At 55.5% G+C, this 22069-nt stretch carries 19 protein-coding genes; 12 read left to right on the plus strand and 7 right to left on the minus strand.

Annotated features, from left to right (window positions below; translation table 11 throughout):
- Positions 1 to 36 precede the first annotated feature (36 nt).
- A complete protein-coding gene (locus ABO_RS03480; protein WP_011587958.1) occupies positions 37 to 1323 on the minus strand; it encodes a DUF1329 domain-containing protein in 1287 nt (428 codons plus the stop codon).
- 56 nt (positions 1324 to 1379) lie between these two features.
- Entirely contained in the window at positions 1380 to 2882 is a 1503-nt protein-coding gene (locus tag ABO_RS03485; RefSeq protein ID WP_231483489.1) for a DUF1302 family protein, read from the minus strand.
- 319 nt (positions 2883 to 3201) lie between these two features.
- Here ABO_RS03485 and ABO_RS03490 point away from each other — a divergent pair, with 319 nt between their 5' ends.
- Together ABO_RS03490 and ABO_RS03495 are read left to right on the plus strand one after the other, a co-directional pair.
- Positions 3202 to 3900 carry a TetR/AcrR family transcriptional regulator gene (locus ABO_RS03490; protein ID WP_011587960.1) on the plus strand — a complete coding sequence of 233 codons (699 nt, stop codon included), beginning with the start codon at positions 3202 to 3204 and terminating at the stop codon, positions 3898 to 3900.
- 182 nt (positions 3901 to 4082) lie between these two features.
- Positions 4083 to 5099: an LLM class flavin-dependent oxidoreductase gene (locus ABO_RS03495; protein ID WP_011587961.1), complete on the plus strand. Its 1017-nt coding sequence runs from the start codon at positions 4083 to 4085 to the stop codon at positions 5097 to 5099.
- A gap of 144 nt (positions 5100 to 5243) precedes the next feature.
- On the opposite strand, the gene ABO_RS03500 is transcribed toward ABO_RS03495, so the two are convergent.
- The 3 genes from ABO_RS03500 to ABO_RS03510 all read right to left on the minus strand — a co-directional run bounded on the left by ABO_RS03500 (position 5244) and on the right by ABO_RS03510 (position 9813).
- Positions 5244 to 7016: an acyltransferase family protein gene (locus tag ABO_RS03500; RefSeq protein ID WP_148201423.1), complete on the minus strand. Its 1773-nt coding sequence runs from the start codon at positions 7014 to 7016 to the stop codon at positions 5244 to 5246.
- Positions 7017 to 7082: 66 nt separating this feature from the next.
- Entirely contained in the window at positions 7083 to 8774 is a 1692-nt protein-coding gene (locus tag ABO_RS03505) for a S1 family peptidase (protein ID WP_035460922.1), read from the minus strand.
- 94 nt (positions 8775 to 8868) lie between these two features.
- Entirely contained in the window at positions 8869 to 9813 is a 945-nt protein-coding gene (locus ABO_RS03510; RefSeq protein WP_011587964.1) for a hypothetical protein, read from the minus strand.
- Positions 9814 to 9994: 181 nt separating this feature from the next.
- Here ABO_RS03510 and ppc point away from each other — a divergent pair, with 181 nt between their 5' ends.
- Positions 9995 to 12661, plus strand: coding sequence for a phosphoenolpyruvate carboxylase (gene ppc, locus ABO_RS03515; protein ID WP_011587965.1), 2667 nt, complete (start codon positions 9995 to 9997; stop codon positions 12659 to 12661).
- Positions 12662 to 12678: 17 nt separating this feature from the next.
- On the opposite strand, the gene ABO_RS03520 is transcribed toward ppc, so the two are convergent.
- The gene (locus tag ABO_RS03520; RefSeq protein WP_011587966.1) at positions 12679 to 12942 is read right to left on the minus strand and encodes a CDGSH iron-sulfur domain-containing protein; all 264 of its coding nucleotides are present in this window, start codon (positions 12940 to 12942) and stop codon (positions 12679 to 12681) included.
- 124 nt (positions 12943 to 13066) lie between these two features.
- On the opposite strand from ABO_RS03520, the gene ABO_RS03525 reads away from it, so the two are divergent.
- The 9 genes from ABO_RS03525 (at position 13067) to ABO_RS03565 (ending at position 21035) form a co-directional block, all read left to right on the plus strand.
- Positions 13067 to 13927, plus strand: a complete 861-nt coding sequence (locus ABO_RS03525) for a GNAT family N-acetyltransferase (RefSeq protein ID WP_050731497.1) — start codon at positions 13067 to 13069, stop codon at positions 13925 to 13927.
- Positions 13928 to 13977: 50 nt separating this feature from the next.
- Positions 13978 to 14763: a lysophospholipid acyltransferase family protein gene (locus ABO_RS03530; RefSeq protein WP_011587968.1), complete on the plus strand. Its 786-nt coding sequence runs from the start codon at positions 13978 to 13980 to the stop codon at positions 14761 to 14763.
- A 126-nt stretch (positions 14764 to 14889) separates the two neighbouring features.
- On the plus strand, positions 14890 to 15456 hold the full coding sequence (gene yeiP, locus ABO_RS03535; protein ID WP_011587969.1) for an elongation factor P-like protein EfpL: 567 nt from the start codon (positions 14890 to 14892) through the stop codon (positions 15454 to 15456).
- Complete coding sequence (locus tag ABO_RS03540) at positions 15456 to 16508, plus strand: aminopeptidase (protein ID WP_011587970.1); 1053 nt, start codon at positions 15456 to 15458, stop codon at positions 16506 to 16508. Before yeiP ends, ABO_RS03540 begins: the two co-directional genes overlap by 1 nt.
- Positions 16499 to 17320 carry a rhomboid family intramembrane serine protease gene (locus ABO_RS03545; protein ID WP_011587971.1) on the plus strand — a complete coding sequence of 274 codons (822 nt, stop codon included), beginning with the start codon at positions 16499 to 16501 and terminating at the stop codon, positions 17318 to 17320. Before ABO_RS03540 ends, ABO_RS03545 begins: the two co-directional genes overlap by 10 nt.
- A gap of 73 nt (positions 17321 to 17393) precedes the next feature.
- Positions 17394 to 18245, plus strand: a complete 852-nt coding sequence (locus ABO_RS03550) for a TRAP transporter TatT component family protein (RefSeq protein ID WP_011587972.1) — start codon at positions 17394 to 17396, stop codon at positions 18243 to 18245.
- Positions 18246 to 18253: 8 nt separating this feature from the next.
- Complete coding sequence (gene dctP, locus ABO_RS03555; protein ID WP_011587973.1) at positions 18254 to 19243, plus strand: TRAP transporter substrate-binding protein DctP; 990 nt, start codon at positions 18254 to 18256, stop codon at positions 19241 to 19243.
- The gene (locus ABO_RS03560) at positions 19240 to 19749 is read left to right on the plus strand and encodes a TRAP transporter small permease (protein ID WP_011587974.1); all 510 of its coding nucleotides are present in this window, start codon (positions 19240 to 19242) and stop codon (positions 19747 to 19749) included. The genes dctP and ABO_RS03560 overlap by 4 nt, the downstream gene beginning before the upstream one ends.
- A complete protein-coding gene (locus ABO_RS03565; protein WP_011587975.1) occupies positions 19746 to 21035 on the plus strand; it encodes a TRAP transporter large permease in 1290 nt (429 codons plus the stop codon). The genes ABO_RS03560 and ABO_RS03565 overlap by 4 nt, the downstream gene beginning before the upstream one ends.
- 131 nt (positions 21036 to 21166) lie before the next feature.
- On the opposite strand, the gene ABO_RS03570 is transcribed toward ABO_RS03565, so the two are convergent.
- Positions 21167 to 21925 carry an NYN domain-containing protein gene (locus tag ABO_RS03570; RefSeq protein ID WP_011587976.1) on the minus strand — a complete coding sequence of 253 codons (759 nt, stop codon included), beginning with the start codon at positions 21923 to 21925 and terminating at the stop codon, positions 21167 to 21169.
- Between the last annotated feature and the right edge of the window lie 144 nt (positions 21926 to 22069).

The following is a 22069-nucleotide window of genomic DNA, read 5'->3' on the forward strand; positions in this document are numbered from 1 at the left end:
GGGTGTGTGACCGATTGTCCCAGTGCGGTGGCTTGCTCAGTAAAGGCCCTGCTTGCCGGTGGCCAGTCGTTGCATGATCCGTGGAGAGAGCATTTCCTCTTTGAACTGAGGGTCGTTCTGCACCATGATGCCGGTGCCGTCGATGAACGTGGCGCGTTGGGCTTTCAGGTCGATGGCTTGTACGTAGTTGGCGGAGGGAATGGTGTAGCCATCCGGTGTTGTCGACTGGGTGATCCACAGCCGCCACATGCGCCACAGTTCGTCGTTCTTGTCGTAGAACTCACCGGCGTAGGGCTGCGGGTAGTCAGTGCCGACATAGAGAATTTTTCGGCCGTAGGGGTGCTCTGAAGGCGGGGTGCCTTCCAGTACGAAGACTTCGGTGGGACGCCAGACCACATGTTCGGGGTTTGGGTTGATCCAGGGCGCAGACTGCTCGATCAAGTCTTCGTAGTGCTTGGTCATCATGGGCTCGAGGTAGGAAACCGCGAGGATGGTGCGTTTGCCCAGTATGCGGAAATCGGAATACCACAAGGGGTAACTGTCTATCCCATTGTTGTCGTCATTGAGCATGTCCATCTGCGGTTGGTTATCCATCCAGACGGCGGCGCCTGCGGTGCGTTTGATGCGTCGGATGGACTTGACGTAAACGTAGGCTTCGTCTGCCTTCCCCTGCGCAGACTGCACGGTGTACACACCGAGACCAGCCAGATCATAGGGTGCGCTCAGTGCCACCACGGACTTTTGCTTGATGGTGCCATCGCCACGGTGTCCGGGCTGCTCATCGGTGTAGCGCCCAACCATGCGGAACTTGTAGTTGTCACCCACAAACTGGCGAACTATCCCTTTATCGAAGCCAGCGATGGTGATGGGGCCGCCCACTGCACTGTTGTCGGCATTGGTGGGAATCGCATAAAACAAATTCCATGCGAGCTTCCAGCCAGCGTGTGGGTCTGCCAGATCCAGTTTTGGAAACGGAATGCCCGCAACGTAACCTGTTGGGGTCTTGGTTTGGGTATCGAAGCCCACTTTTGGCGCGTAGGTTTTTGTGGCAGCAATATAGCGGGAGTCGGGCTGCATCGGCCTTGCCGGCGCGAGCTTTATGCGCAATCCGTGTTCGCGAATACGCATAATGAGGTGTTCGGTTAGCAGCTCCTTGAGTGGGGTGCCCTGATAATGATCGTCCAGGTGCTCGTCAAGGTTCTGCGCCGACAGCACAAACCCGGTTGGAACCTCCTCTGCCAGTGCTGGCAGAGCGGTTATCCCCAGTGAGAGGATCAGAGCGGCCTGAGCATTGCGCAGTGCGCGAAGAAATTGATAAATCATTGTGTGCTCCTGTCTACCGTTGTCATACCGCTGGGCAGCGGGGGTTGGGTTTAGATTTAGAACTGGTAGGTGATACGTGCCATGGCTTGGTCGCTGTTGTGAAACGCGCCGATCAAGCTTTGACCCTGTGGATCCGTGGGGTCGCTTTTGTAGCGCCCACCGTTGAAGAAATCGGCTTCGAACATCAGCCGCCAGTGATCTCCGAACGACAGGCTTACACCGGGTACGAGGATGGTGCCGTCGTATGCTAGGTCGTAGATCGCTGCGAAGGAGAGGTTCACCGAATCATGCCGAAATGGCATCATTATCAGAGCGGTCAGGATGCTGGAGTGCTCCTTTTTGGGAGAGCCGAAATCCACCACTTGTTCGCTGTCTTTGTGATCGATAATCCAGGTGTCGAACAGCTGCAGGCTGATCGACGTGGGCGCGCTGGTGCCGAGCCAACTCTGGGTGCGTAGGGGTTTGTCCAGGCCGATCATTGAGCGCAGAGTGTCTTTTTCAATGATGCCATTGCCTCCGGCAGACGGGGTGTTGGCGAAACCAAAGTTGTAAGGTTTGTCTGGTGTATAGGCCAGTTCCGCACGGAACGTGGCATTGATGTTTTCCAGGTAGCCATTGAGTGTGGCACCGAAGATGTCTATCTCTGGGTAGATAAACTCGGCAAATCCATTCTCCGGGGCGTCGCCATAAGCCTGAAACGCCGGGTTGAAGCCACCACTGAGGTCCGCGAAGTTCACCACAGGGTCCTGGCTCAAGGTGTGGTAATAGTTGAGGGTATAGCTGACACCTAAGGCTGTGCCCGACCAGCGAATGCCGTACGAGGGATCATCTGCATCCGCCTTGGAGTGATCGTAGTTCACCGGAATCAGCCCCGCGGTATTGAATCCGCGGCTGCCATTGAGGCTCCAACGCCCACCGAAGGTATCCAGGCTGTTGCCCATGGCGTCGTCATCATCGATCCCAGGCCGCAGCACAAGTTGTAAAGAATTGTCCGAATTGACCGAAAAGTATTGCAGGTTGGCCAACCATAGTGGCTTGCGCCACTCCTCGTTCTCCGGTTCCAGAAAAGCGCGCCAGGTCTGGTCGTAGCCGTGAATTACATCCATTGCCTGGAAGAAATCGGTTTCCCCCCACACCACCTGCTGTTTGCCGATGCGGGCTGAAAACTGCGAGCCCATCGGGATGTCCAAGTAGGCCTCGCGCAGTTCTTCGTCGCTGTAGTCGTTTTCAAAGTCTGAGCGAGGTAGAGGGGGGGTATTCATTGATCCAGTTACTGCAGTGAGGTCTTCCAAGCGATCGAGGTAGTTGGTCATGTATTCGCGGGTCAAGCGGCCTATTGCGACCCCATAGGCCCAGCCCAAATCGGCATCGACTTGCAGCAGTAAGGTGGTTCTAGCCATAGCCAGGTCGTACTTATCGTCTTCTTGAGTTTCCGGCACGTCGTTGAGATTAGTGGCGAGGTGCTGTCGCAGATAACCGGAGGTACGAATGTCTGCGGCGTGGACAATAGAGGGGGCAATGAGGGCGCTAGTGGTCACGGCACAAAGGAGGGGCACCATTGCGAACCTTAGAGGGTGACCTGTAGCGACTATGGGCGTTTTTTGCATTTTGTGAACTCCATACTATGAACTAGGCCACCGCGGGCATTATAAGGATCAACCAAACGTTTGTTTGGGAATGCGATAGGCGTGCCAATTGTTGTTGTTTCTAAAAAATAGACTTATAAAACAATCGGGTAGCAACACAGTTAGCGTTTGCCGAGAAATCGTGGGAACGTCATTGGTGCACCAAAACCAAACAAACGTTTGACGGGGGCACTGGAGTGGTGCAGCATCTGGGTGAGGCCTGCACTTTTGCAGCTACAGGGAGTTTTGCCTGATGACAGATCGATCCGCAGTGCCGGTTGATAGCCCGGCTGGAAGTACACGCACCGTAATTCTTGAAAAAGCGTTAGAGTTGTTCGCAGAGACCGGCTTCAACGGCGTATCAATGCGACGCATTGCGCAAGAGGTTGGCATCAATCCAGCGACGCTTTACCACCATTTTGTCCACAAAGAAGATTTGTATGAGCAGGTACTGCGTTTCGCCTACGCAGAGCAGGCTGCGCATTTTTCAGCATTGGTATCCATTGAAGGAACACCCCAGAGCCAGCTCGGTGAGTTCATTCGAGAGTTCGCGTTTTACATAGCTAAGGATCAGCATTTTTTTCGGCTGGTGAAGCGAGAGCAGCTGGAAGGTAACAGCGAACGTCTGAAGATGCTGGTGGATCTATTGTTTGGTAAACAGTACGAGGCGATGGTGCGAAGCGTTGGCCGAGTAACCCAGGCTTTCGATACCCACATGCTAGTGACGTCGCTTCTGGGCTTGGTGTTGCACCACTACGAAACTCGCCACATGCGCCAGTTTTTTGTTGAATATATGCCTTCACAAGATGACCCCGAGGTCGTTGCTGACCATTGCTGTCGGTTGTTCTTTTTTGGTATTCAGGGGACGGGAGCGGCCCAAGAGGTGCCTTATCGTTCGGAGCAGAGTCTCCTATCCGCTGACGGCGAGCATTCGCGCGATGGGGCTGGTTGAGCGCGGATTTCTTGGGCGGCTACTTCAATCTTTCCTTGGTGCTAGCGGTACATCCTGTCGCTGGAAATCAAACCGCGGGTCGCATTAGCATGAGCCCGTGGTGCGGCTATACGGCCTGAATCGTGTAGGTTACTTTGTTGACGTGAATCTTCGGGTTTAACACCATTCATAGTGCCGGCGTTATGGGAGTATGCATTTTGTCTGTAAGCGTACCGTTTTCATTGCTGGAGCTAGCGTCGATCCGTGAGGGAGACTCCGTTGGGCAGACGTTGGCTAACAGTGTGGCTTATGCACGCCATGCAGAGTCGTTGGGGTTTCAGCGGTTTTGGCTGGCGGAGCACCATAATATGCAGGGGATCAGCAGTGCAGCTACCTCGGTGCTGGTTGGGCATATTGCCGGCGCCACCGAGTCCATTCGGGTCGGGTCTGGCGGGGTGATGTTGCCGAATCACCCGCCGTTAGTGATTGCGGAGCAATTTGGAACGCTGGAGATTTTGTACCCCGGTCGGATTGATTTGGGGTTGGGCCGCGCACCGGGAACCGACCCGATGACCAGCCGCGCCCTGCGCCGTGAAGGTCTTGGGGCTGAGCAGTTCCCCGATGATGTGGCCGAGCTACAGCGCTTGCTGGGGCCACTGGATACGTCACAGGGGGTTAATGCGATTCCCGGCGCTGGCACTCAGGTACCGATCTGGCTACTGGGCTCCAGTTTGTACAGCGCCAAGCTGGCAGCGCAGCGGGGGTTGCCCTATGCCTTTGCCGGGCATTTTGCGCCGCGACTGTACCGTGAGGCGCTGCGTATCTATCGGGATCAATTTCAGCCCTCTGCCCAGCTGAGCAAACCCTACGCCATGTTGGCGTTGCCTGCGGTGCCGGCGGACTCCGACGAAGAGGCTCATTACCTGACCACCACCAGTTACCAACGTATTCTTGCTTTGTTTCGTGGCCAGCCGTTATGGATGAAACCGCCGGTGCAAAGCATGGACGGCTTGTGGAATCCACAAGAGGAAGCAGGGGTAAAAGATTTCCTGGGCTTACAGTTGCTGGGAACGGCAGCCTCCATGCAGGGGCAGCTGGATCAGCTGCTGGACTCCGTGGAGGTGGATGAGTTGATGGTGACGGTGGATCTTTATGATCCGGTGAAGCGTCGTCATGCGTTGGATATTCTGGCGTCGTTGGCGCAGTTTCAGGCGGTGTGATGCGTTTTAGTTTTCACTAAGGGCGCTTGTGAGGTCGTATTACCCCTTTCGCGCTCTCGGTGCCCTTGGGTCAATCTGGCCTACGGTCTGCGGCTGCTGATCGAGCCCGGTTCGCGCATCGAGAGGTGTTCGTGCAAAAGTGGGTTATTTCTCCGATGAAGTTAACGGGTTGCCGAAGCGCTTCAGGTATTCCTGCCCGATTTCAATCCCGCCCACGTTATTTAAGTGACTTTCATCGCGGTAGAGTGGGATGCCGTTCAGGACGGTTTGGCAGCGGGTGGCATCACAGAGAACTTTGCGTGGATTGATCCACTGCACGTCCGGGTAACGCTGCTGTGCGTTCTGCTTGAAACGATAGAAATTGGCCAGTGATTTCTTCACATCCTCAGCGCTGATGGAGCAATCGTCCATGTTTTTCAGTAGACATTCCGCGTAAGAAGAAGAGGGCAGTTCTGGCACGTCTTCCATCACGATGACGGTGTGGCCGTGCGCTTTCAGCCAGCCGATGGTGTCCACAAAGTAGCGTTGGTAGTGTTCAGATTTGAGGTAAGCGCTCCACCAGGCACCGATGAAAACCGTCATGGGGCGTTGGCTCAGGTAGTCGCTGAGGGCTTGGTTACGGGCCACTTTGGTCGGATCAGAGGCCTGGGCTTTTTCCGCAATGGCGGGGGGCAGGAACGGGGTTGAGGCTCGGGTGACCATCAGCACGGAATAGTCTGTGCCTTTGAGTAGTTGTTCAATAAACCCGATCTGGGCGATGGCGTGGGAGTCGCCAATCAACATGCTGTTGGGCTGTCCGTCGGCGGGTTTTGCTCCGAACAGGCAAGCGTCGCTCTGGTTAAATTCAACCGGTTTGCCTTTGAAGCAACGTTTGTATAGATCCGCCGGGTTGTTGTTGGCGATGATTTTGTACAGTTCGCGGCGCTCTTCGGGGATGCGGAAGCTGGTGTCGTCGGCGATGCGGATGGTGGACTGGATCGCCCAGATGACGATCAGCGGGGCCAGAATAAAGATCAGGAACGATTTCGTGAAGCTCCAGTCCCGGTGGCGGTAGCGGTTTTCCACAAAACGAAAGCTGAACCAAGAGAGGGCCACGACACCCGCTATGAGCAATAATCGGTTCAGCCAGGTCAGCTCGATCAGCTGGTAATGCATCAAAGCTACTGGTGGCCAATGCCACAGGTACAGGGAATAGGAAATGCCTCCCAGAAAAACCATCACCGGCAGGCTCAGTAGGCGTGCGGTGAAGGTGGCCGGCTGATGCAGGCCGGCGTAGATGACCATGGCGGTGCCGAGGGTGGGCCACAGGGCGTTATAGCCGGGGAAGTGATCGTGTTTGGTGATCAGCAGGGCGCTGGCCATATACACGGATAATACAAAGGTGGCGACCAAGGTAATGCGAAACGGCCAGTGGGCCGTGCGCCCTTTACCGAAGCGATAGGCCAGGTACAGCGAAGCAGGCCAGAGCAAGTAGAACTGTTCTTCCACGGCCAGCGACCAGGTATGGAGCAGGGAAAGCGACAGGGTTTCCGGGGCGAAATATTGGCTCAGCTCGTTGAAATAATAGAGGTTACTCAGCCCGATCAGCGAGGCCAGCCAGCTTTTGGCAAAAATATAGTAGGCGTCACCGATATAGAATGGCGAGATCATCAAGAATGTGGCGGTGGATACCAGTAAAAATACCGGCACCAGGCGACGAATTCGGCGGGCATAGAAATCGCGAAAGCGGAATGTGTCTTTCTGGAAGGCCCGTTCCAGCAGCTGTGTGATCACGAAACCGGAGATCACAAAGAACACATCGACACCGATAAAGCCGCCACTGATGCCCGGTACCTGATAGTGATACAGAATCACCAGGATCACGGCCAGGGCGCGCAGGCCTTCGATGTCGGCGCGGTAACTCGGCTTGGCCTTCACGTGGATTCCCCCGGTGAGCATATTGGTAAACCGGCAAGAATAAAGGCGCAATGACAGGCAGACAAGTTAGTTGCGTTGTCGGCGCACTCCCAGCACCAGTGCGATTAGCCCCAGCCACAGTGAGGCCCCTCCTCCGCTGCCACCGCCAGCCGCTGAACTAACGGTGGCGTTGTACTTGTACTGCACGGTGACATCCACTTGCATGTCAGTGTCGCCAGGGATGTTGTTGTCTTCGGTGGGGAGCCCTTTAAAGGTAAAAAGTTGGCTGATGCCGGTGTCGGTGGCGAATTTCAGTGTCAAGGTGTGGCTTTGCTCGGTGCCCAAGCCACCAATGGGGCAATATATCGGGTTGCCTTGCTGGCAGCCGAGCTCGGGGCCGTTGAGCAGTTGGGTGTTGGTCGGGAGCGAGAAGCTGATGCCGGTGTTGGTGGCGGCGAACAAGGGCGAGTGGTTGCTCAATGTCACCGCGACGCTGGCCTGGGAGCGGCTGCTGGTCTGTTGGACGGCGGATAGGGCCAAATCAGGATTGTCGGAGAAGGCGATTTCATGAATCAGGCTATTGTTACGGCGGCGGTAGTCGTTTTCGTCTGCACTGGCGCTGAGTGTTAGCGTCACCAGCTGATCGGTTCCGCTGCTGTCAGTGACGTCAAGGTTGCCCGTGCGGGACGCACTAGCGGCCAAGCTGCTGGCCACGGTGCAGCGTGTCACGGAGGGCAAGGTGCTGCAGCCGGTCCAGTTAAAGCGGGCGCTGGTGGCTATGCTGCCGCTGAAAGAGCGACTTATAGCCGGGTTGGTAGCGGTGTTGTTGATACTATTATTGCGTAGGGTGATCGGGATGGCCTGGGTGCCGTTAATGCGCTGATAGTATCGTTTCGTCTCGCCGTTGATGGTCATGTCCACCAAGGGAGCATTGCCCTGCGTGGTCAGGCGCTCCACTTCTGCAATTTCAGCGGTGACATGGGTATAGCCGGCAGGAGCGCCGGTGGCACAGTCTTGCAGCCCGAAGCTGGTGAGCCCGATTAGCCAGGGGTTGCCCTCTTCGCCGATGAACAGAGGGCCACCGCTGTCACCGAAGCAGGTGTCCTGATTAATGCCATTGACCGGATTGAGCTCTGCCGCGCAGATGGTGGAATCGGGAATGCTCAAAGTGGATAGTTGCTTGCACTCCTCTCTGGGAATGAAGTCCAGTTGCACCTCGCGCAGCACAGTGCTTCGCTCACCGCTGCCCGTCTGGCCCCAACCCAGGGCGGTTACCGCTTCGTCACGTTGGCTTAACGGGCGGTTTTTCAGCTCATTAAAAACGTCGTCGTCTGCCAAGCTGGGCCATAGCCTGTTGCTGGTGGCAGGAATGCGCAGTAGGGCGAGGTCGTGGGCAAAGGAAAAATTGTCGAAGCGCTGTTGGTTCTTATAAATTCCCTCCACCGTGATGCGACCTTCTGGAGGTAATAGTAGTTTGTTCTCTGTTTCACCGATATAAACGAACAGCCGGTCAGCGGTGGCCGGGTCACCGTTCAGGTACTGGGTGCAGTGGTAGGCGGTAAGAACCCAGCGGGGGCTGAGATGGCTGGCGCCGCAGAAAGAGGGGCTGCCGGAAGGCTCTTTAATAATGATTTGTGCCATCCACGGCCAACGGTCGGCGGCCGGGCTGCCGCCAACAATGCGTGGGCTGGGGGCGTCGGCCGCCTGTGTGAGCATGCTTAAACCGAGCAGCGGGCTGGCGATGGCGAACAGGGTTAGAAAAACGGTGCGAATTGGCATAGGGGCTGCCTTGTCGTTGTTTGGTCCAGTGTAGCGCATTTGCCGACAAGGCAGTGTGACAAAGATCGCCTGATGAATTGGTGGTGTAATAGGCTCAATTTATCGGCGGTGCGTGGGCCAGCCAGTGATTGTCTTCTTCTGTGGTGCGGGCCATGGAGGCCTGCAGGTGAGAGAGTGCTTGCTCAAGGGCGGCGTCACCATTGGCCAGGGTCATCATGGCCGCACGCAGCCCCTGGTGCCGGGTGCGTAAATCATTGAGCAGTTGTTCCGCCGCCGCGGTGGCGGTGCAGGGCAGCAGTAGAGCCAGGTGTTGTTCATCGTAGCGAGCGGCCACATCGCTGCGGCGAATGCGCTGGGCTACTCGGTCGGCGAGTAACGGTAATTCATGGTGCCGCACTAATACTAAGGTTAATGGCGAGGAAATGCGGTCGTGCAGAGGCACCAGCCAGCCGGCGGTGCTTACCAAGGCTTCGCGGCTAATGAAATCAGTATCTGGGTCGCGCCAAGTGGCTTCTAGCGCCGCTCGGGATAGGTGTTGGTTACGCCAGATCATCAAGCCGAAATACAACATGCAGGCGCTGAGTGCCGCGACCAGAAGTAGGCTGGCAGAGGCGCTGGCCGCGTCGCTGTAACTCAAGCGGATAGGGAGCACGAAGGCCAATACGATTTCAGCTCCGGCAAGCATGATGAGAAAACGTTTGAGGCCATGCAGTAGGCCGTTACTGAGCACAGCAATGAACAGCAGCGCCATGGTGGGAGGCGGGTCACCAGCATCCAATAACAACACGATACCCAGAGTCAGCAGGTCTAGCGCGGAGGCGAAGGCGTCGGCATTGACTGGGCGCCAGATCAATAGCAGAAGTTGAATGCCCACGTAAGCACTGAATAACAGCCACGGGGTTGCTTGGGGCAAGTTAAAGAAAAAGTGGTCTGCATAGTGGAAATATATCACCGCAAGCCCAGCAAACAGGGTCCGCGCCAGATATTGCATCAGCACTACACCCTGATCCGAGGTAATACGGCGTGAGGTGTTCATCATTGAGTCGATCCCAAGTTTGTTAGGGGGTCTATGTTGCGGCACGGCGGCAGCGGAATAAAGGTGTCCAGCAGTGTAATCTTGTTAAAACTGCAATTTGAACAGCATTTGTTGGTTATGGCACCGACTTGAAGAGCGAGTATGGTAGGCGCCGGCAACGATTCCTGAACGGTAAGGAGGCACAGTGGATCACAATGTAAATGCACCATTGCGTGATGATGTCCGGTTATTGGGTGATTTGTTGGGCGAGTGCCTGCGCCAGCAGGCGGGCGATTCCATTTACGAGACGGTGGAAAAAATCCGCCAAGCCTCGGTGGCGACCCGCACCGAAGGGGGGGCGTCACTGGCCTCGTTGCGCGATTTATTATCGCCGCTGGATGACGCGACTCTGCTGGAGGTCGCGCGTGCGTTCAGTCAGTTTCTTAACTTGAGCAATATTGCCGAGCAACATCACCGGGAGCGGTTGCATCGTCAACACCAGCGCTATCCGGGGGATGCGGGTACTGATCAGGGGTTGCAGGAGGTGCTGCAGCGCCTGGCCGATAATGACATTGCCAAAGAGCAAATTTCGGGAACGCTTGAGCAGCTTTCTGTCGAGCTGGTGCTGACGGCCCACCCCACCGAGGTGACCCGCCGTACGTTGATTCGCAAGTATGACCAAATGGCCGATCTGCTCAGTGAGCTGGATCGCCCAGACTTCAATGAAGACGAGCGTGAGTTGCGCCGCGAACGTCTGCGCCGGGTGATTCTGGCGGCCTGGTGCACCGATGAAATTCGTCGTGAAAAGCCGACCCCGGTGGACGAAGCCAAATGGGGCTTTGCCACCATTGAACAATCCCTGTGGCAGGCGGTGCCCGATGTTCTGCGCCAACTGGAAGCACAGCTGGCCGACCGGGGGCTGCCTGCGCCCCCCTCCGACTGGGCGCCGGTGAAGTTGGCGTCGTGGATGGGCGGTGACCGGGATGGTAACCCCAATGTGACCGCCCCGGTGACTCGGGAAGTGTTGCTGCTGGCCCGCTGGATGGCGGCAGACCTGTATCTTCGCGATGTGGAGAACTTGCTGGCGGACCTGTCGATGAAGTCGGCCAGTGAGGAATTACTGGCGGCCACTGGCCCAACCCATGAACCTTACCGTGTGCTGCTGCGCGAAGTGCGTAGCCGCTTACGCCTGACTCGTCGCCAGATGGAAGCACAAGTAGAAGGCTTACCGGTGCCGGAGGGCCAAGCCTATTTACGCCGTGAAGAGTTGATGGCGCCGTTACAGTTGCTCGACCGTTCATTGCGTGCCGTGGGCCTAAGTGACATTGCCGATGGCGATTTAAAAAATACTCTTCGCCGCCTGAACTGTTTCGGTATCACCCTGCTACGGCTGGATATTCGTCAGGAATCGACCCGTCACAGTGATGTGTTGGATGCCATCACCCGTTATCTGCAGTTGGGTCGTTACAGCGATTGGGATGAGGCGGCGCGCCAAGCGTTTCTGGTTGATGAGCTGCAGGCACGTCGACCGCTGATTGATGCCGCTTTCCGCGACAGCGAACACTGCACTGCCGAAGTCGCAGAGGTATTGGCAACGTGTGAGGTGATTGCCGAGCAAGGCAGCGAAGGGCTAGGTGCCTATGTGATTTCCATGGCCACTACCCCGTCTGATGTGATGGCGGTGATGTTGTTGCAGAAGATAGCCGGGGTTCGTGAACCCATGCGCGTGGTGCCGCTGTTCGAGACCTTGGACGATTTGGATGGTGCCGAGCAAACCATGTCAGCGTTGTTAGCGCTGCCGTTCTATCGAGAGCGAGTGGCTGCCGGGCAGGAAATCATGATTGGCTATTCAGATTCCGCCAAGGACGCGGGCTTTCTCGGCGCGGCCTGGGCCCAATATCGGGCACAGGAAAAGCTCACGGCCCTGTTTGCCGATAACGGCATTCCGCTCACACTGTTTCATGGCCGAGGTGGCTCCATTTCCCGAGGCGGATCGCCCACCCGCATGGCGCTGTTATCACAGCCGCCGGGCTCGGTGGCCGGGCGTATACGGGTGACGGAGCAGGGGGAGGTGATTCGGTTTAAATACGGTCGCCCGTCGGTGGCGGTGTTTAACCTGGAGCAGTATGTGGCGGCCACTTTAGAAGCAACCTTGTTGCCACCCCAGGCGGCACGGCCGGAGTGGCGCCAACAGATGCAGGCCCTGACGGATACCTCCGTGGCGGGCTATCGCGGGGTGGTGCGCGATGAGCCTGAGCTGGTGCGCTACCTGCGTACCGTTACGCCAGAAACGGAGTTGTCGCGGCTAGCGCTGGGCAGCCGCCCTGCGCGGCGCAAGTCGGATCAAGGTATCAGCTCTCTGCGGGCGATCCCTTGGGTGTTTGCTTGGACCCAGATTCGGTTAATGCTGCCTGCCTGGTTAGGCACCGGCGCCGCTCTGGAAGATGCTCAGAACGATGCCGCGCAGCATGCTATGGTGCGGGAAATGGCTAGCGAGTGGCCTTTTTTCCAGGGCGTGGTGGATATGCTGGAGATGGTACTGGCGAAATCGGATTTGCGTGTGGCCGCTTGGTATGAAGAGCGTTTGGCGGGGGACGATCCCGGGTTAATGCGTCTTGGTGAAGTGCTGCGCGAGCGGCTCACCGCCACGGTGAGCGCCTTGTCTGCCCTCACTGGTCGAGAAGACTTGCTGGATAACAATCCGGTGATGCGCTGGTCGATTCGGGTGCGTGACCCTTACACCGACCCCCTGCACCTGTTGCAGGCGGAGCTGATGGCAAGGCTGCGCCAACAGGATGGCGATGAGACCTTGGAGAGTGCACTGATGGTAACCATTGCGGGTATTGCAGCGGGCTTACGCAATACAGGATAGGTTGTCAGCAAGGGTTCTCATCGGTGGCCGGTGCTTTTTCCTTTGAGCGCCACATGGCTGCCATCGCAGATCATCCCTGTGTTGCTGTGTTTACAGCCACAGAAAAACACAATTTGGTCTTTGTGTGCCGTGTAGGGCACCGGTGAGAAGCGGGTGTCCTTGTGGCTGCCATCACAATACGGTTGCGTCTGACTCAGGCCACAGGCACACCAGTACACCGTATCGCCTTTTTTGACGGGCAACGGAAACGGGACGGTGTCGGCAATGTGCGGGGCGTCCATGGCTCTCTCCTTCTCGTTTTTTATTTTTTAGGCTCTCTGGGTGTGTCGCGCAAATGTCACGCAAGTGTCACTGCCTTGCCATGGTCGCTGACGACACTGGCTGAAACTGCCAGTGGAGCACACTATGCTTGCGCAAGCCGCAGGAAAGATCAAAGCGTTGAGCCCGCAATGGAAAGGAGCGTTCGCTAAGCCGTTCGTTGCCACTGCCGAGATTCTTCGCTTTCCTCGGGAAATGACAACGGATAGAGAAGCCCAGGCGCAGGGTCGCTTCAGTGCTTACTTCACCCGTTCGCGTCGTGAAATTCTAAAAATTCAACGTTTACGCTATCGCATTTTCTCCCAGGAATACGGCGCGAGTTTCAGTGCGCCGTTCGGGCTGGATCGTGATCGTTTTGACCGCCACTGCTTGCACTTGGTGGTGCGCGACAATCGCAGCGGCGACATTGTTGGTTACACTCGGGTATTGCCCGGTGACAGGCTGCAACGTACTGGTGGATTCTATTCCAGTGGTGAGTTTGATCTCACCATGCTTGGGCGTCTGGAGGGCAAGCTGGCGGAGATCGGGCGCACCTGCATTCATCCGGATCACCGTAACGGGGCGGTGATAAGTGTGCTGTGGGCACGGCTGGCGCAATACATGCTGGAAAATGATGTGCGCTACCTGCTGGGCTGCGCCAGCATTGCGTTGAGTGAAGGCTATAACGTGGCGGCGGTCAACGAGCGCATTCAGGGGCGCCATTTAAGCCGGGCCGAGCATCGAGTGCAGCCTCACTTACGGTTGCAGGCATTGCCCGGCGATGCACAAGCGGAGGGTGTGAAGATGCCGCCGTTGCTGAAGGCTTATTTGCGCATGGGCGCGCAGGTATGTGGTGAGCCATGCTGGGACCCGGATTTTAATTGCTTGGACTTCTTTGTGCTGATGGCGGTGGAAAACCTGCCCGCTCGCTATGTGCAGCACTTCATGCAGCCCGCCCAGGCAGTGTAAACAATGGGTAGTGGATAATTGACAGCTAGCAGACTGTATACAGGAGCGATATGAATCATAGCGTCAGTGTTGGTACCTATCCCGAGAGAGGGGTCTGGCCGCAACTGCGTCGAGTGTGGCGAGTTGCCGGTGTTGTGCTCTATCTATTGTGGGGCTTTGTGCTGGCGTTTTTTCTTGGCGCGTTCTGGTCACCCTATCGGCCCGTGATATTGAAGGCAAAGCAACGATGGTGCCGGCGATTTCTGCGTATCTTGGGTGTGGAATTGACCGTTACAGGTAGCAGGGTCGAGACGCCCGTATTTTTGGTGAGTAATCATGTTTCGTGGTTGGATATTCCTGTTATTGCCAGCCAGCGACATCTGTATTTTCTTTCCAAGGCTGAGGTCGGTGCCTGGCCGCTGATAGGCATGCTGGCTCGTGCCATGGGCACCCTGTTTATCAAGCGGGGTAGCGGTGAGTCCGTTCGCGTGGCTCAAGAAATTGCCGGTCGTCTAAAGCGCGGGCATACGGTGCTGGTGTTCCCGGAAGGCACCACGACGGATGGTACCGGGCTGCGTCGCTTTTTCCCGCAGTTGTTTGATGCGCCCTTGTTAGCGCAGGTGCCGGTTCAGCCACTGGCGATTCGCTACTTGGACAGCATGGGCGCGGCGGACCAAAGTTTGGCGTTTATTGGTGACGATGAGTTCCATCATCACATGTGGAGCATATTGTTACGCCGAAAAATTCGTGTTCGCCTGCATTTTTGTGAGCCTCTTGATGGGGAAGGCATGAACCGTAAGGCATTGTGTTCCCTGGCGTACGAACGGCTTGAGGGGCAGTTGAAAGTTCAACGTTAAAAGTTGAAAAGCAAACCCTTGGGAATTTCCCGGCTCTCTCTATCTATCTTTGCAGCTTGCAGCTTGCAGCTTGCAGCGGCTCTTTGTTGTAGCATTGGCGCATCGACATTTCAGGAAGCCTTTTCCATGACCCGCGCCAGTGAGCTGAAAAAATCCGACGTTATTGAAGTTAACGGCACCTTGTATGCCATTCGCCAGATCGAGGTGCAGTCTCCCTCTGCCCGGGGGGCGGCCACATTGTACCGGGTGAAGGCCAGTGCGGTTGGTGGTGGCCCCAAGTTTGAAGAGCGCTTCAAGGGCGATGACGACGTGGCCACGGTGGCATTGCAGCGCCGTGCGGTGCAGTTCTCCTATGTGGATGGGGATGACTACATCTTTATGGATAACGAGGACTTTTCCCAGTATTTGCTCAAGCAGGACGATATCCGTGATGAGCTGGCGTTCATCACGGAAGAGACGCAAGGCGTGCTGGCTCTGAAAGTAGAAGAGTCGGTTATCGGCCTAGAGCTGCCAGCGTCGGTAGTGCTGGACGTGACTGAAACCACGCCGGCCATGAAGGCTGCTTCCTCCTCGGCTCGTACCAAACCTGCCACCTTGAATACCGGCTTGGTGGTGCAAGTGCCGGAATATATCGTAGCGGGTGAAAAGGTGCGGGTGAATACCGCCGAACGCAAGTTCATGTCTCGGGCCTGATGCCGACGCTGTTTCGTTTTTCCCTGTTATGTTTTTGGCTGCCATGGGTATTGGCAGGCTGCCAGCTGGGCTATTACAGCCAGGCCATTGGCGGTCATTGGTCGTTGATGGGTGAGCGCGAGCCGGTGGAGCAGGTGCTGGCAGATCCTGAAACACCGCAATCGTTGGTCGAGAAATTGCAATTCAGCCAGCAGCTGGTGAGCTGGGCGGGAATTCATTTGGGGCTGCCGGCTGATGATGTCTACCATCAATATGTGGCGTTGGAGCAGGATGCGGTGGTGTGGAATGTGCTGGCGGCACCGCCTTGGTCGCTGACGCAAAAAACCTGGTGTTATCCGTTGGTGGGTTGTGTCAGCTATCGCGGTTTTTTCCAGCGGCAACGGGCAGAAAAAGCAGCGGCGAAATTACAGGCTGACGGCATGGATACTTGGGTGGGGGGCGCTATAGCCTATTCCACCCTAGGCTGGTTTGCGGATCCCCTCACTACGCCCATGATCCAGCGGTCAAAGCCTTCACTGGCTGAGTTGCTGATTCACGAATTGGCTCACCGCAAGCTGTATATCAAGGGTGATACTCGCTTCAACGAATCTTTGGCAACCATGGTGGGGCGGGAGGGCGCAAAGCAGTACTTTTTGGCAACCGGAGAGCCACTGCCGAATGGCTACTGGGATCGTAGAGAGCAGGTGGAGGATGCTTTTCTAAGTATCATTGCTGATACTCGTAAGGCGCTAGCAAGGCTGTATGAGTCGACTTCGAAGTCCTCGCGATTGGCTCGCGAAAAGGCTCGCATTCAGCAACAGGCCCGAGACCGGTTCGCTGATGAAAGCCAGCGTTTGCCGGGCTTAAAAGGCTACAAACCTTTTTTCGATGGTCCGTTGAACAATGCCCAATTGAATACGGTCAGTGATTATAATGATTATGTGCCGGCTTTTAGCCGGCTTTTTTCACAGTGCCAGCAGCAATGGGGCTGTTTCTGGCAGCAGGTAGATAACTTGTCTGATTTGGATGATGTACAACGCAAGCAAGCCCTGGAGGCACTGGCATGGAACTGATTCGTACCCCCCAGGTAGAGCTGGCGAATCTGATCGAACGCACCCTGAAACGCAATGGTTTTCAGGTGCACCGTCATGAGGATGAAGGTCAGTTCGTGCTGAGTGTGCCTGATGCTGAGCAATATCCCCATGCGCGAACACTGACCGCAGAGCTGATTGCCGACCTGAAACGGGGGCAGGACCGACAAGCTGTGGAGCCTCTCACCGGCCAGCCACAGCCCTTGCTGTCTGGTGGCTGGCTGGCCAGCATGGGTTGGGTGACCAAGCTTGGGCTGGGGTTGTGTGTGGCCATCTTCTTGACGCCTTATCTAATGGGCGACGGGGTCTATCTTGCCCTGTTGTTTCCCGCGACCATGGAGGGGTTGACCAGCCAGCCATGGCGGTTGATCACTCCTATGCTGATGCACTTCTCCCTTCTCCATATCATTTTCAACTTGCTGTGGTGGGCAGATCTGGGGCGTCTGATTGAACGCCATCAATCGTCTGCCCAGCTGTTGCTGGTCACCCTGGTGACCTCAGCGGTTTCCAATGTGGCTCAGTTCTTATACAGCGGGCCCATGTTCGGTGGCTTGTCCGGAGTGGTGTACGGTTTGTTGGGCTACCTATGGATCTTCGGGTGGCTGAATCCGGGTGCCGGGTTTGCCCTGCGTCGGCAGATTGTGGTTTTTATGCTGGTATGGATGGTGATTTGTTTCGTAGGGCTATCGGATGTGGTGGCGAATGCGGCACATCTGGCAGGGCTGGTAAGCGGTTGTTTGTTGGGCGGCATTTTCGGCATGGTGCGGCGCAGCCAGAAGCAAGGAGCAGTTTGAGTTACCCCCGGTGGACTGCTATAAAGACAGCCAAAACGATGACGTTACAACAATGAAAGGATGTCAGCGACCTATGCAGTGGCGCTCTGTACCCTATTGGGTACCTTCTCTATTTTTCGCAGCGGTGGTTGCCCTGCAAGGCTGTTCTCTGGCCCATGTTGACGACAACCTGCCCTATGGTGTCCTCAATAACAATGACCTGCAGCTGGTCGAAGACGGCCTGCCTACCTATTTGCTGATGGTCGATGGTCTGATCGAAAACTGGCCGAAAAGCGAATCGCTGTTGAGCAGTGGTGCGGACCTTTATGGCGCCTACGCAGGCCTGTTCGTGAAAGAGCCGGAACGTGCCCGCAAGCTCAGCATTAAGGCTCTGGATTACGGTTTCCGTGCCGCCTGTGCCCACGATAAGGATTACTGCGACTTACGTAGCTTGTCTGTCCCTGAATTCGAGGCCCTGCTGGAAGACGCGAACAAAGGTGATGTGCCCGTGTTGTTTTCCTTGGGTGGAGCCTGGGCGGGTTATATCCAGCAAAACACCAATGATTGGAACGCGGTGGCTGAACTGGGCCGGGTAGAAGCCATCATGGAGCGAATTGTTGCGCTGGATGAGCACTATCAGTATGGCCAGGCACACATGTATCTGGGCGTGCTAAACAGCATCTTACCGGCGTCGCTCGGTGGCAACCCTGAACTGGCGAAAACTCATTTTGAACAGGCGGTGCAGTTGGCCGACGGTAAAAACTTGTTGGCCCAGGTGCTTTACGCGGAAAAATATGCGCGTCTGTTGTTTGATCGGGAGCTGCATGACAGCTTGCTCAACGAGGTGCTGGCGGCGGATCCTGATGTCCACGGCCTGACCCTGCAAAATACCTATGCGCAGCAGCAGGCTGAAGCCCTGCTTGCCGACGCGGATGATTATTTCTAGGAGTGTTTATGCTGCGCCTTGCCACGATTCTGATCGTGTTGTTCCCGCTGGTTGCCACCGCTGCGACCACCCTGAAAATTTCCACTCTGTACCCGGATGGCACCACCATTGTTTCTGGGCTAAAAAAAGCCGGTAAAGATATTGCTGCGCAAACCGATGGCCGAGTGAAACTGAAAATTTATCCCGGCGGGGTGATGGGCGATGACCGCGCGGTTGAACGCAAAATCCGTATTGGCCAGCTCCACGGCCTGGTGGCCCAAGGCGGGGCTTTTTCCTCCGCGTACAAAGACAGCCAGATTCTCAATGTCCCGTTGGCTTTTAATAATTACGATGAAGTGGATGCGGTACGCAGTGAACTGGACCCGGTAATTCAAAAGGGCCTGGAAGACGGTGGCTGGGTCAGCTTCGGTTTGCTGGATGGCGGGTTTGCTTATGTGATGTCTGAGCAGCCGGTAAAAAGTATTGCCGATTTGCGTGAACAAAAACTGTGGTTGCCGGCGAATGATGAAGCCTCTGCTAAGGCGGCCAAGGCTTTCGAGCTGTCACCGATTATGCTCAATATTGGCTCTGTGCTGACCTCCCTGCAAACCGGTGCGGTGAATGCTTTTGCTGCGCCCCCTGTCGCGGCGCTGACTCTGCAGTGGTACTCCCGAGTAAACTATCTGACCGACATGCCGCTGCTCTATACCTTTGGCATGCTGGGTATCCACGAAAAGTACTTTAAACGCATCAGCGCGGAAGACCAGAAAGTGGTTCGCGCCATACTGGATGGCACCTTTGACACCCTGAATGCGAAAAGTCGCGAGGAAAACCTAAGCGCTTTTGCCGCTGTTCAACAACAGGGGTTGGAAGTGATCAAACCGAACGAAGAACAGCGCAAGGAATGGCACCGTTATGCCGAGCACGCCACCGCTGAACTGGTGGAAGAGGGCGAAATCAGCCAAGCCATGCTGGATCGGCTTAATGGCATTCTTGCCAAGCAACGCGACGGGCAATGATGGCTGCACTATTACGTAGGGTGCATCGCGCCCTTCATCATATCGAGGACGGCCTTATTGTGGCCGTTCTTTTGTTTATGATTCTGCTGGCTGTGGCGCAAATTGTGTTGCGTAACTTTTTTGGTACCAGCTTGGTATGGATTGAGCCCTTACTGCAGAACGCGGTGCTGTGGATTGGTTTGTTAGGAGCCATGATCGCTTCACGTAATGATGAGCACATTCGCATTGATGTGGCTTCATCGTTATTGCCAGAAAAATATCACCCGTTCCTGACTACATTTGTAGACCTGTTTACCGCCTTTATCTGTTTGTTGGTTGCTTGGTACAGCGTGCAATTCGTGATTGAAGAATATGAGTACGCCACGCCAGCGTTTGCCAGTGTGCCCAGCTGGTTGTTGCAAGCGATTATTCCAGTGGGCTTCTCGGTCATGGCCTTGCGCTATGTGGTGTTGTTTGCGATGGGGTTGATTGGTAAACGGCCGAAGATGCAGGAGCTGACGCCATGATTACAGCGGCGATTATCCTGCTGGTGGTATTGGCGTTAATGGGCGCGCCTTTGTTTGCCATTATTCTTGGCGCGGCAGCACTGGGGTTTTATACCCTAGAGATTGAGTTGGCAGTGCTGCACATCGATATCTATCAGCTCAGCAATTCTGTGGTGCTGATGGCATTGCCATTGTTTACGTTTGCGGGTTTTCTGCTGAGTGAATCGAAAACCGCTGATCGTATGTTGCGGCTAAGCCAAGCCGCCTTCGGCTGGATGCCCGGTGGCATGGCTTTTGTAGCGTTGATTGCCTGTGCTTTTTTTACCGCTTTAACCGGCGGCTCTGGCGTCACTATTGTGGCATTAGGGGCGCTGTTGCTGCCCGCGCTGGTGAAAGGCAATTACCCGGAAAAATTTAGCTTGGGTCTGGTGACCTCTTCAGGGAGTTTGGGCTTGCTATTGGTGCCGTCTGTGCCCCTGTTGATCTACGGCATTATTGCTCAGCAAATGTCTCAGCAATTGGACATGCCCACAGTGGAGATTGTCGATCTGTATCTGGCTGGCCTATTGCCCGCATTGCTGATGATCGTGCTACTTTACGGCTACTGTGTGTGGGCTACCCGCGGCACCGATGTACCCCGGCAGGCGTTTGATTTCCGTGAACTGGTGGATGCGTTATGGCAGGCTCGTTGGGAGCTGCCATTACCATTGGTGGTGCTGGGCGGAATCTTCTCCGGCTTTTTAGTCATTAGTGAGGCGGCGGCGGTGACGGCGCTGTATGTGCTGGTGGCGGAGGTGTTTCTGTATCGGGAAATTTCCCTGCGCAAGCTGCCGACAATTATGCGTGATTCCATGATCATGGTAGGCGGCATATTGTTGATTTTGGCGGTGGCGCAGGCGTTTTCTGACTACTTGGTGTATGCCGGTGTGCCAGAGGAGCTATTTGCTCTAATCCAAACGCATGTGGAAAGCAAAATCACCTTCCTGATCCTGCTTAATATTTTGCTGCTGTTATTGGGCGCGTTACTGGATATTTTTGCGGCGCTGGTGATCATGGTGCCACTGATTTTGCCGGTGGCGTTGCGCTACGGTATTGACCCTGTGCATCTGGGGATTATCTTCGTGGCGAACATGCAGATTGGCTATATCACCCCGCCGGTGGGTATGAATCTGTTTATTGCCAGTTACCGCTTCAAGAAGAAAGTTACGGAGCTGTTCGCGGCAACCATTCCTTTCATGCTGATATTGATTATCGCTTTGTTAATGATTACCTATGTACCGCAGTTGAGCTTGTGGCTGGTGCGCTGATTTAAGCGGCACGTTGAGAGTGAAAAGTTGAAACGCGATCAGATTTTTTGCTGAGGCAGAGGTCAAAGAGGCCGCGCTCATTCTCCGAGCGCGGCCTCTTGCGTTGTTTCTTTGCTGAAAGGCTAGCGGCGTTATTTGCGCAGGGTTTTGACCTGAATGCTTTTGCCTTGCCCTTTCTGGATTTGGAACCATTTGGGATAGGCGCGGATCATGTCACTGAGTTTTTTGTGGCCGAACAGACGGGTGTCAAAGTCGGGTTTACGCTTGCTTAAATGTTGGCCTAGGGTGCCAAGATTCGCCCAATCCTCTTCATCAGAAATATCATCGATAACGTTGGCGATAAGCTGAAGTGGTGGATCCTCTTTATTAACGGGTTCTTCGCAGGATTGGGGTTTGTCGGGCGTATGTTGCGGGGCATGGTCTGAGCGTAATACTTCGGTATAGATAAACTTATCACAAGCGGCCACAAACGGGCCGGGTGTTTTACGCTCCCCGAAACCGTACACGGTCAGTCCTTCTTCCCTTAACCTCGCCGCTAGGCGAGTAAAATCGCTGTCACTTGATACTAGGCAGAAACCAGATAGTTGCTTGCTATAGAGCAGATCCATGGCATCGATGATCATGCTGCAATCGGTAGCATTTTTCCCCTGGGTGTAGGCGAATTGCTGGATAGGCTGTATCGAATGTTTCAGTAGTACGCTTTTCCAACCTCCAAGGTTAGGTTTGGTCCAGTCGCCGTAGATGCGCTTGACACTGGCGGTGCCGAACTTGGCAATCTCTTCGAACAGGCCGTCGACAATCTTGGGCGGTGTGTTGTCTGCATCAATAAGCACGGCCAGAGACGTGGTGGTCAACTGAGAGGAGTGTGTTTCTATGTTTGTGCCTGTCATGGTTCATTCCTTTTGCCTGTTATACGACAACATGATGGATTCGGCACAGTGGTAATATCAAGGAATGATCAAGGCGACAGCGCGTTGGGTGGCAACTTCGCCAACACTAATAAGGTACGAGACCCTTGAGCCGCTACCTGCCTT

This window comes from Alcanivorax borkumensis SK2 (genome assembly GCF_000009365.1).
Taxonomy (GTDB): domain Bacteria; phylum Pseudomonadota; class Gammaproteobacteria; order Pseudomonadales; family Alcanivoracaceae; genus Alcanivorax; species Alcanivorax borkumensis.

Excerpts from the sequence above, each read along its gene's own strand:
- ABO_RS03520 (WP_011587966.1), bottom strand. The coding sequence starts at position 12,942 with ATGGACGCCCCGCACATTGCCGACACCGTCCCGTTTCCGTTGCCCGTC.
- ABO_RS03485 (WP_231483489.1), bottom strand. The coding sequence starts at position 2,882 with ATGGTGCCCCTCCTTTGTGCCGTGACCACTAGCGCCCTCATTGCCCCC.
- ABO_RS03525 (WP_050731497.1), top strand. The coding sequence starts at position 13,067 with ATGCTTGCGCAAGCCGCAGGAAAGATCAAAGCGTTGAGCCCGCAATGG.
- ABO_RS03505 (WP_035460922.1), bottom strand. The coding sequence starts at position 8,774 with ATGCCAATTCGCACCGTTTTTCTAACCCTGTTCGCCATCGCCAGCCCG.
- ABO_RS03510 (WP_011587964.1), bottom strand. The coding sequence starts at position 9,813 with ATGATGAACACCTCACGCCGTATTACCTCGGATCAGGGTGTAGTGCTG.
- ABO_RS03565 (WP_011587975.1), top strand. The coding sequence starts at position 19,746 with ATGATTACAGCGGCGATTATCCTGCTGGTGGTATTGGCGTTAATGGGC.
- ABO_RS03480 (WP_011587958.1), bottom strand. The coding sequence starts at position 1,323 with ATGATTTATCAATTTCTTCGCGCACTGCGCAATGCTCAGGCCGCTCTG.
- ABO_RS03570 (WP_011587976.1), bottom strand. The coding sequence starts at position 21,925 with ATGACAGGCACAAACATAGAAACACACTCCTCTCAGTTGACCACCACG.
- dctP (WP_011587973.1), top strand. The coding sequence starts at position 18,254 with ATGCTGCGCCTTGCCACGATTCTGATCGTGTTGTTCCCGCTGGTTGCC.
- ABO_RS03490 (WP_011587960.1), top strand. The coding sequence starts at position 3,202 with ATGACAGATCGATCCGCAGTGCCGGTTGATAGCCCGGCTGGAAGTACA.
- ABO_RS03545 (WP_011587971.1), top strand. The coding sequence starts at position 16,499 with ATGGAACTGATTCGTACCCCCCAGGTAGAGCTGGCGAATCTGATCGAA.
- ABO_RS03495 (WP_011587961.1), top strand. The coding sequence starts at position 4,083 with ATGGGAGTATGCATTTTGTCTGTAAGCGTACCGTTTTCATTGCTGGAG.
- ABO_RS03560 (WP_011587974.1), top strand. The coding sequence starts at position 19,240 with ATGATGGCTGCACTATTACGTAGGGTGCATCGCGCCCTTCATCATATC.
- ABO_RS03530 (WP_011587968.1), top strand. The coding sequence starts at position 13,978 with ATGAATCATAGCGTCAGTGTTGGTACCTATCCCGAGAGAGGGGTCTGG.
- ABO_RS03550 (WP_011587972.1), top strand. The coding sequence starts at position 17,394 with ATGCAGTGGCGCTCTGTACCCTATTGGGTACCTTCTCTATTTTTCGCA.
- ABO_RS03540 (WP_011587970.1), top strand. The coding sequence starts at position 15,456 with ATGCCGACGCTGTTTCGTTTTTCCCTGTTATGTTTTTGGCTGCCATGG.
- yeiP (WP_011587969.1), top strand. The coding sequence starts at position 14,890 with ATGACCCGCGCCAGTGAGCTGAAAAAATCCGACGTTATTGAAGTTAAC.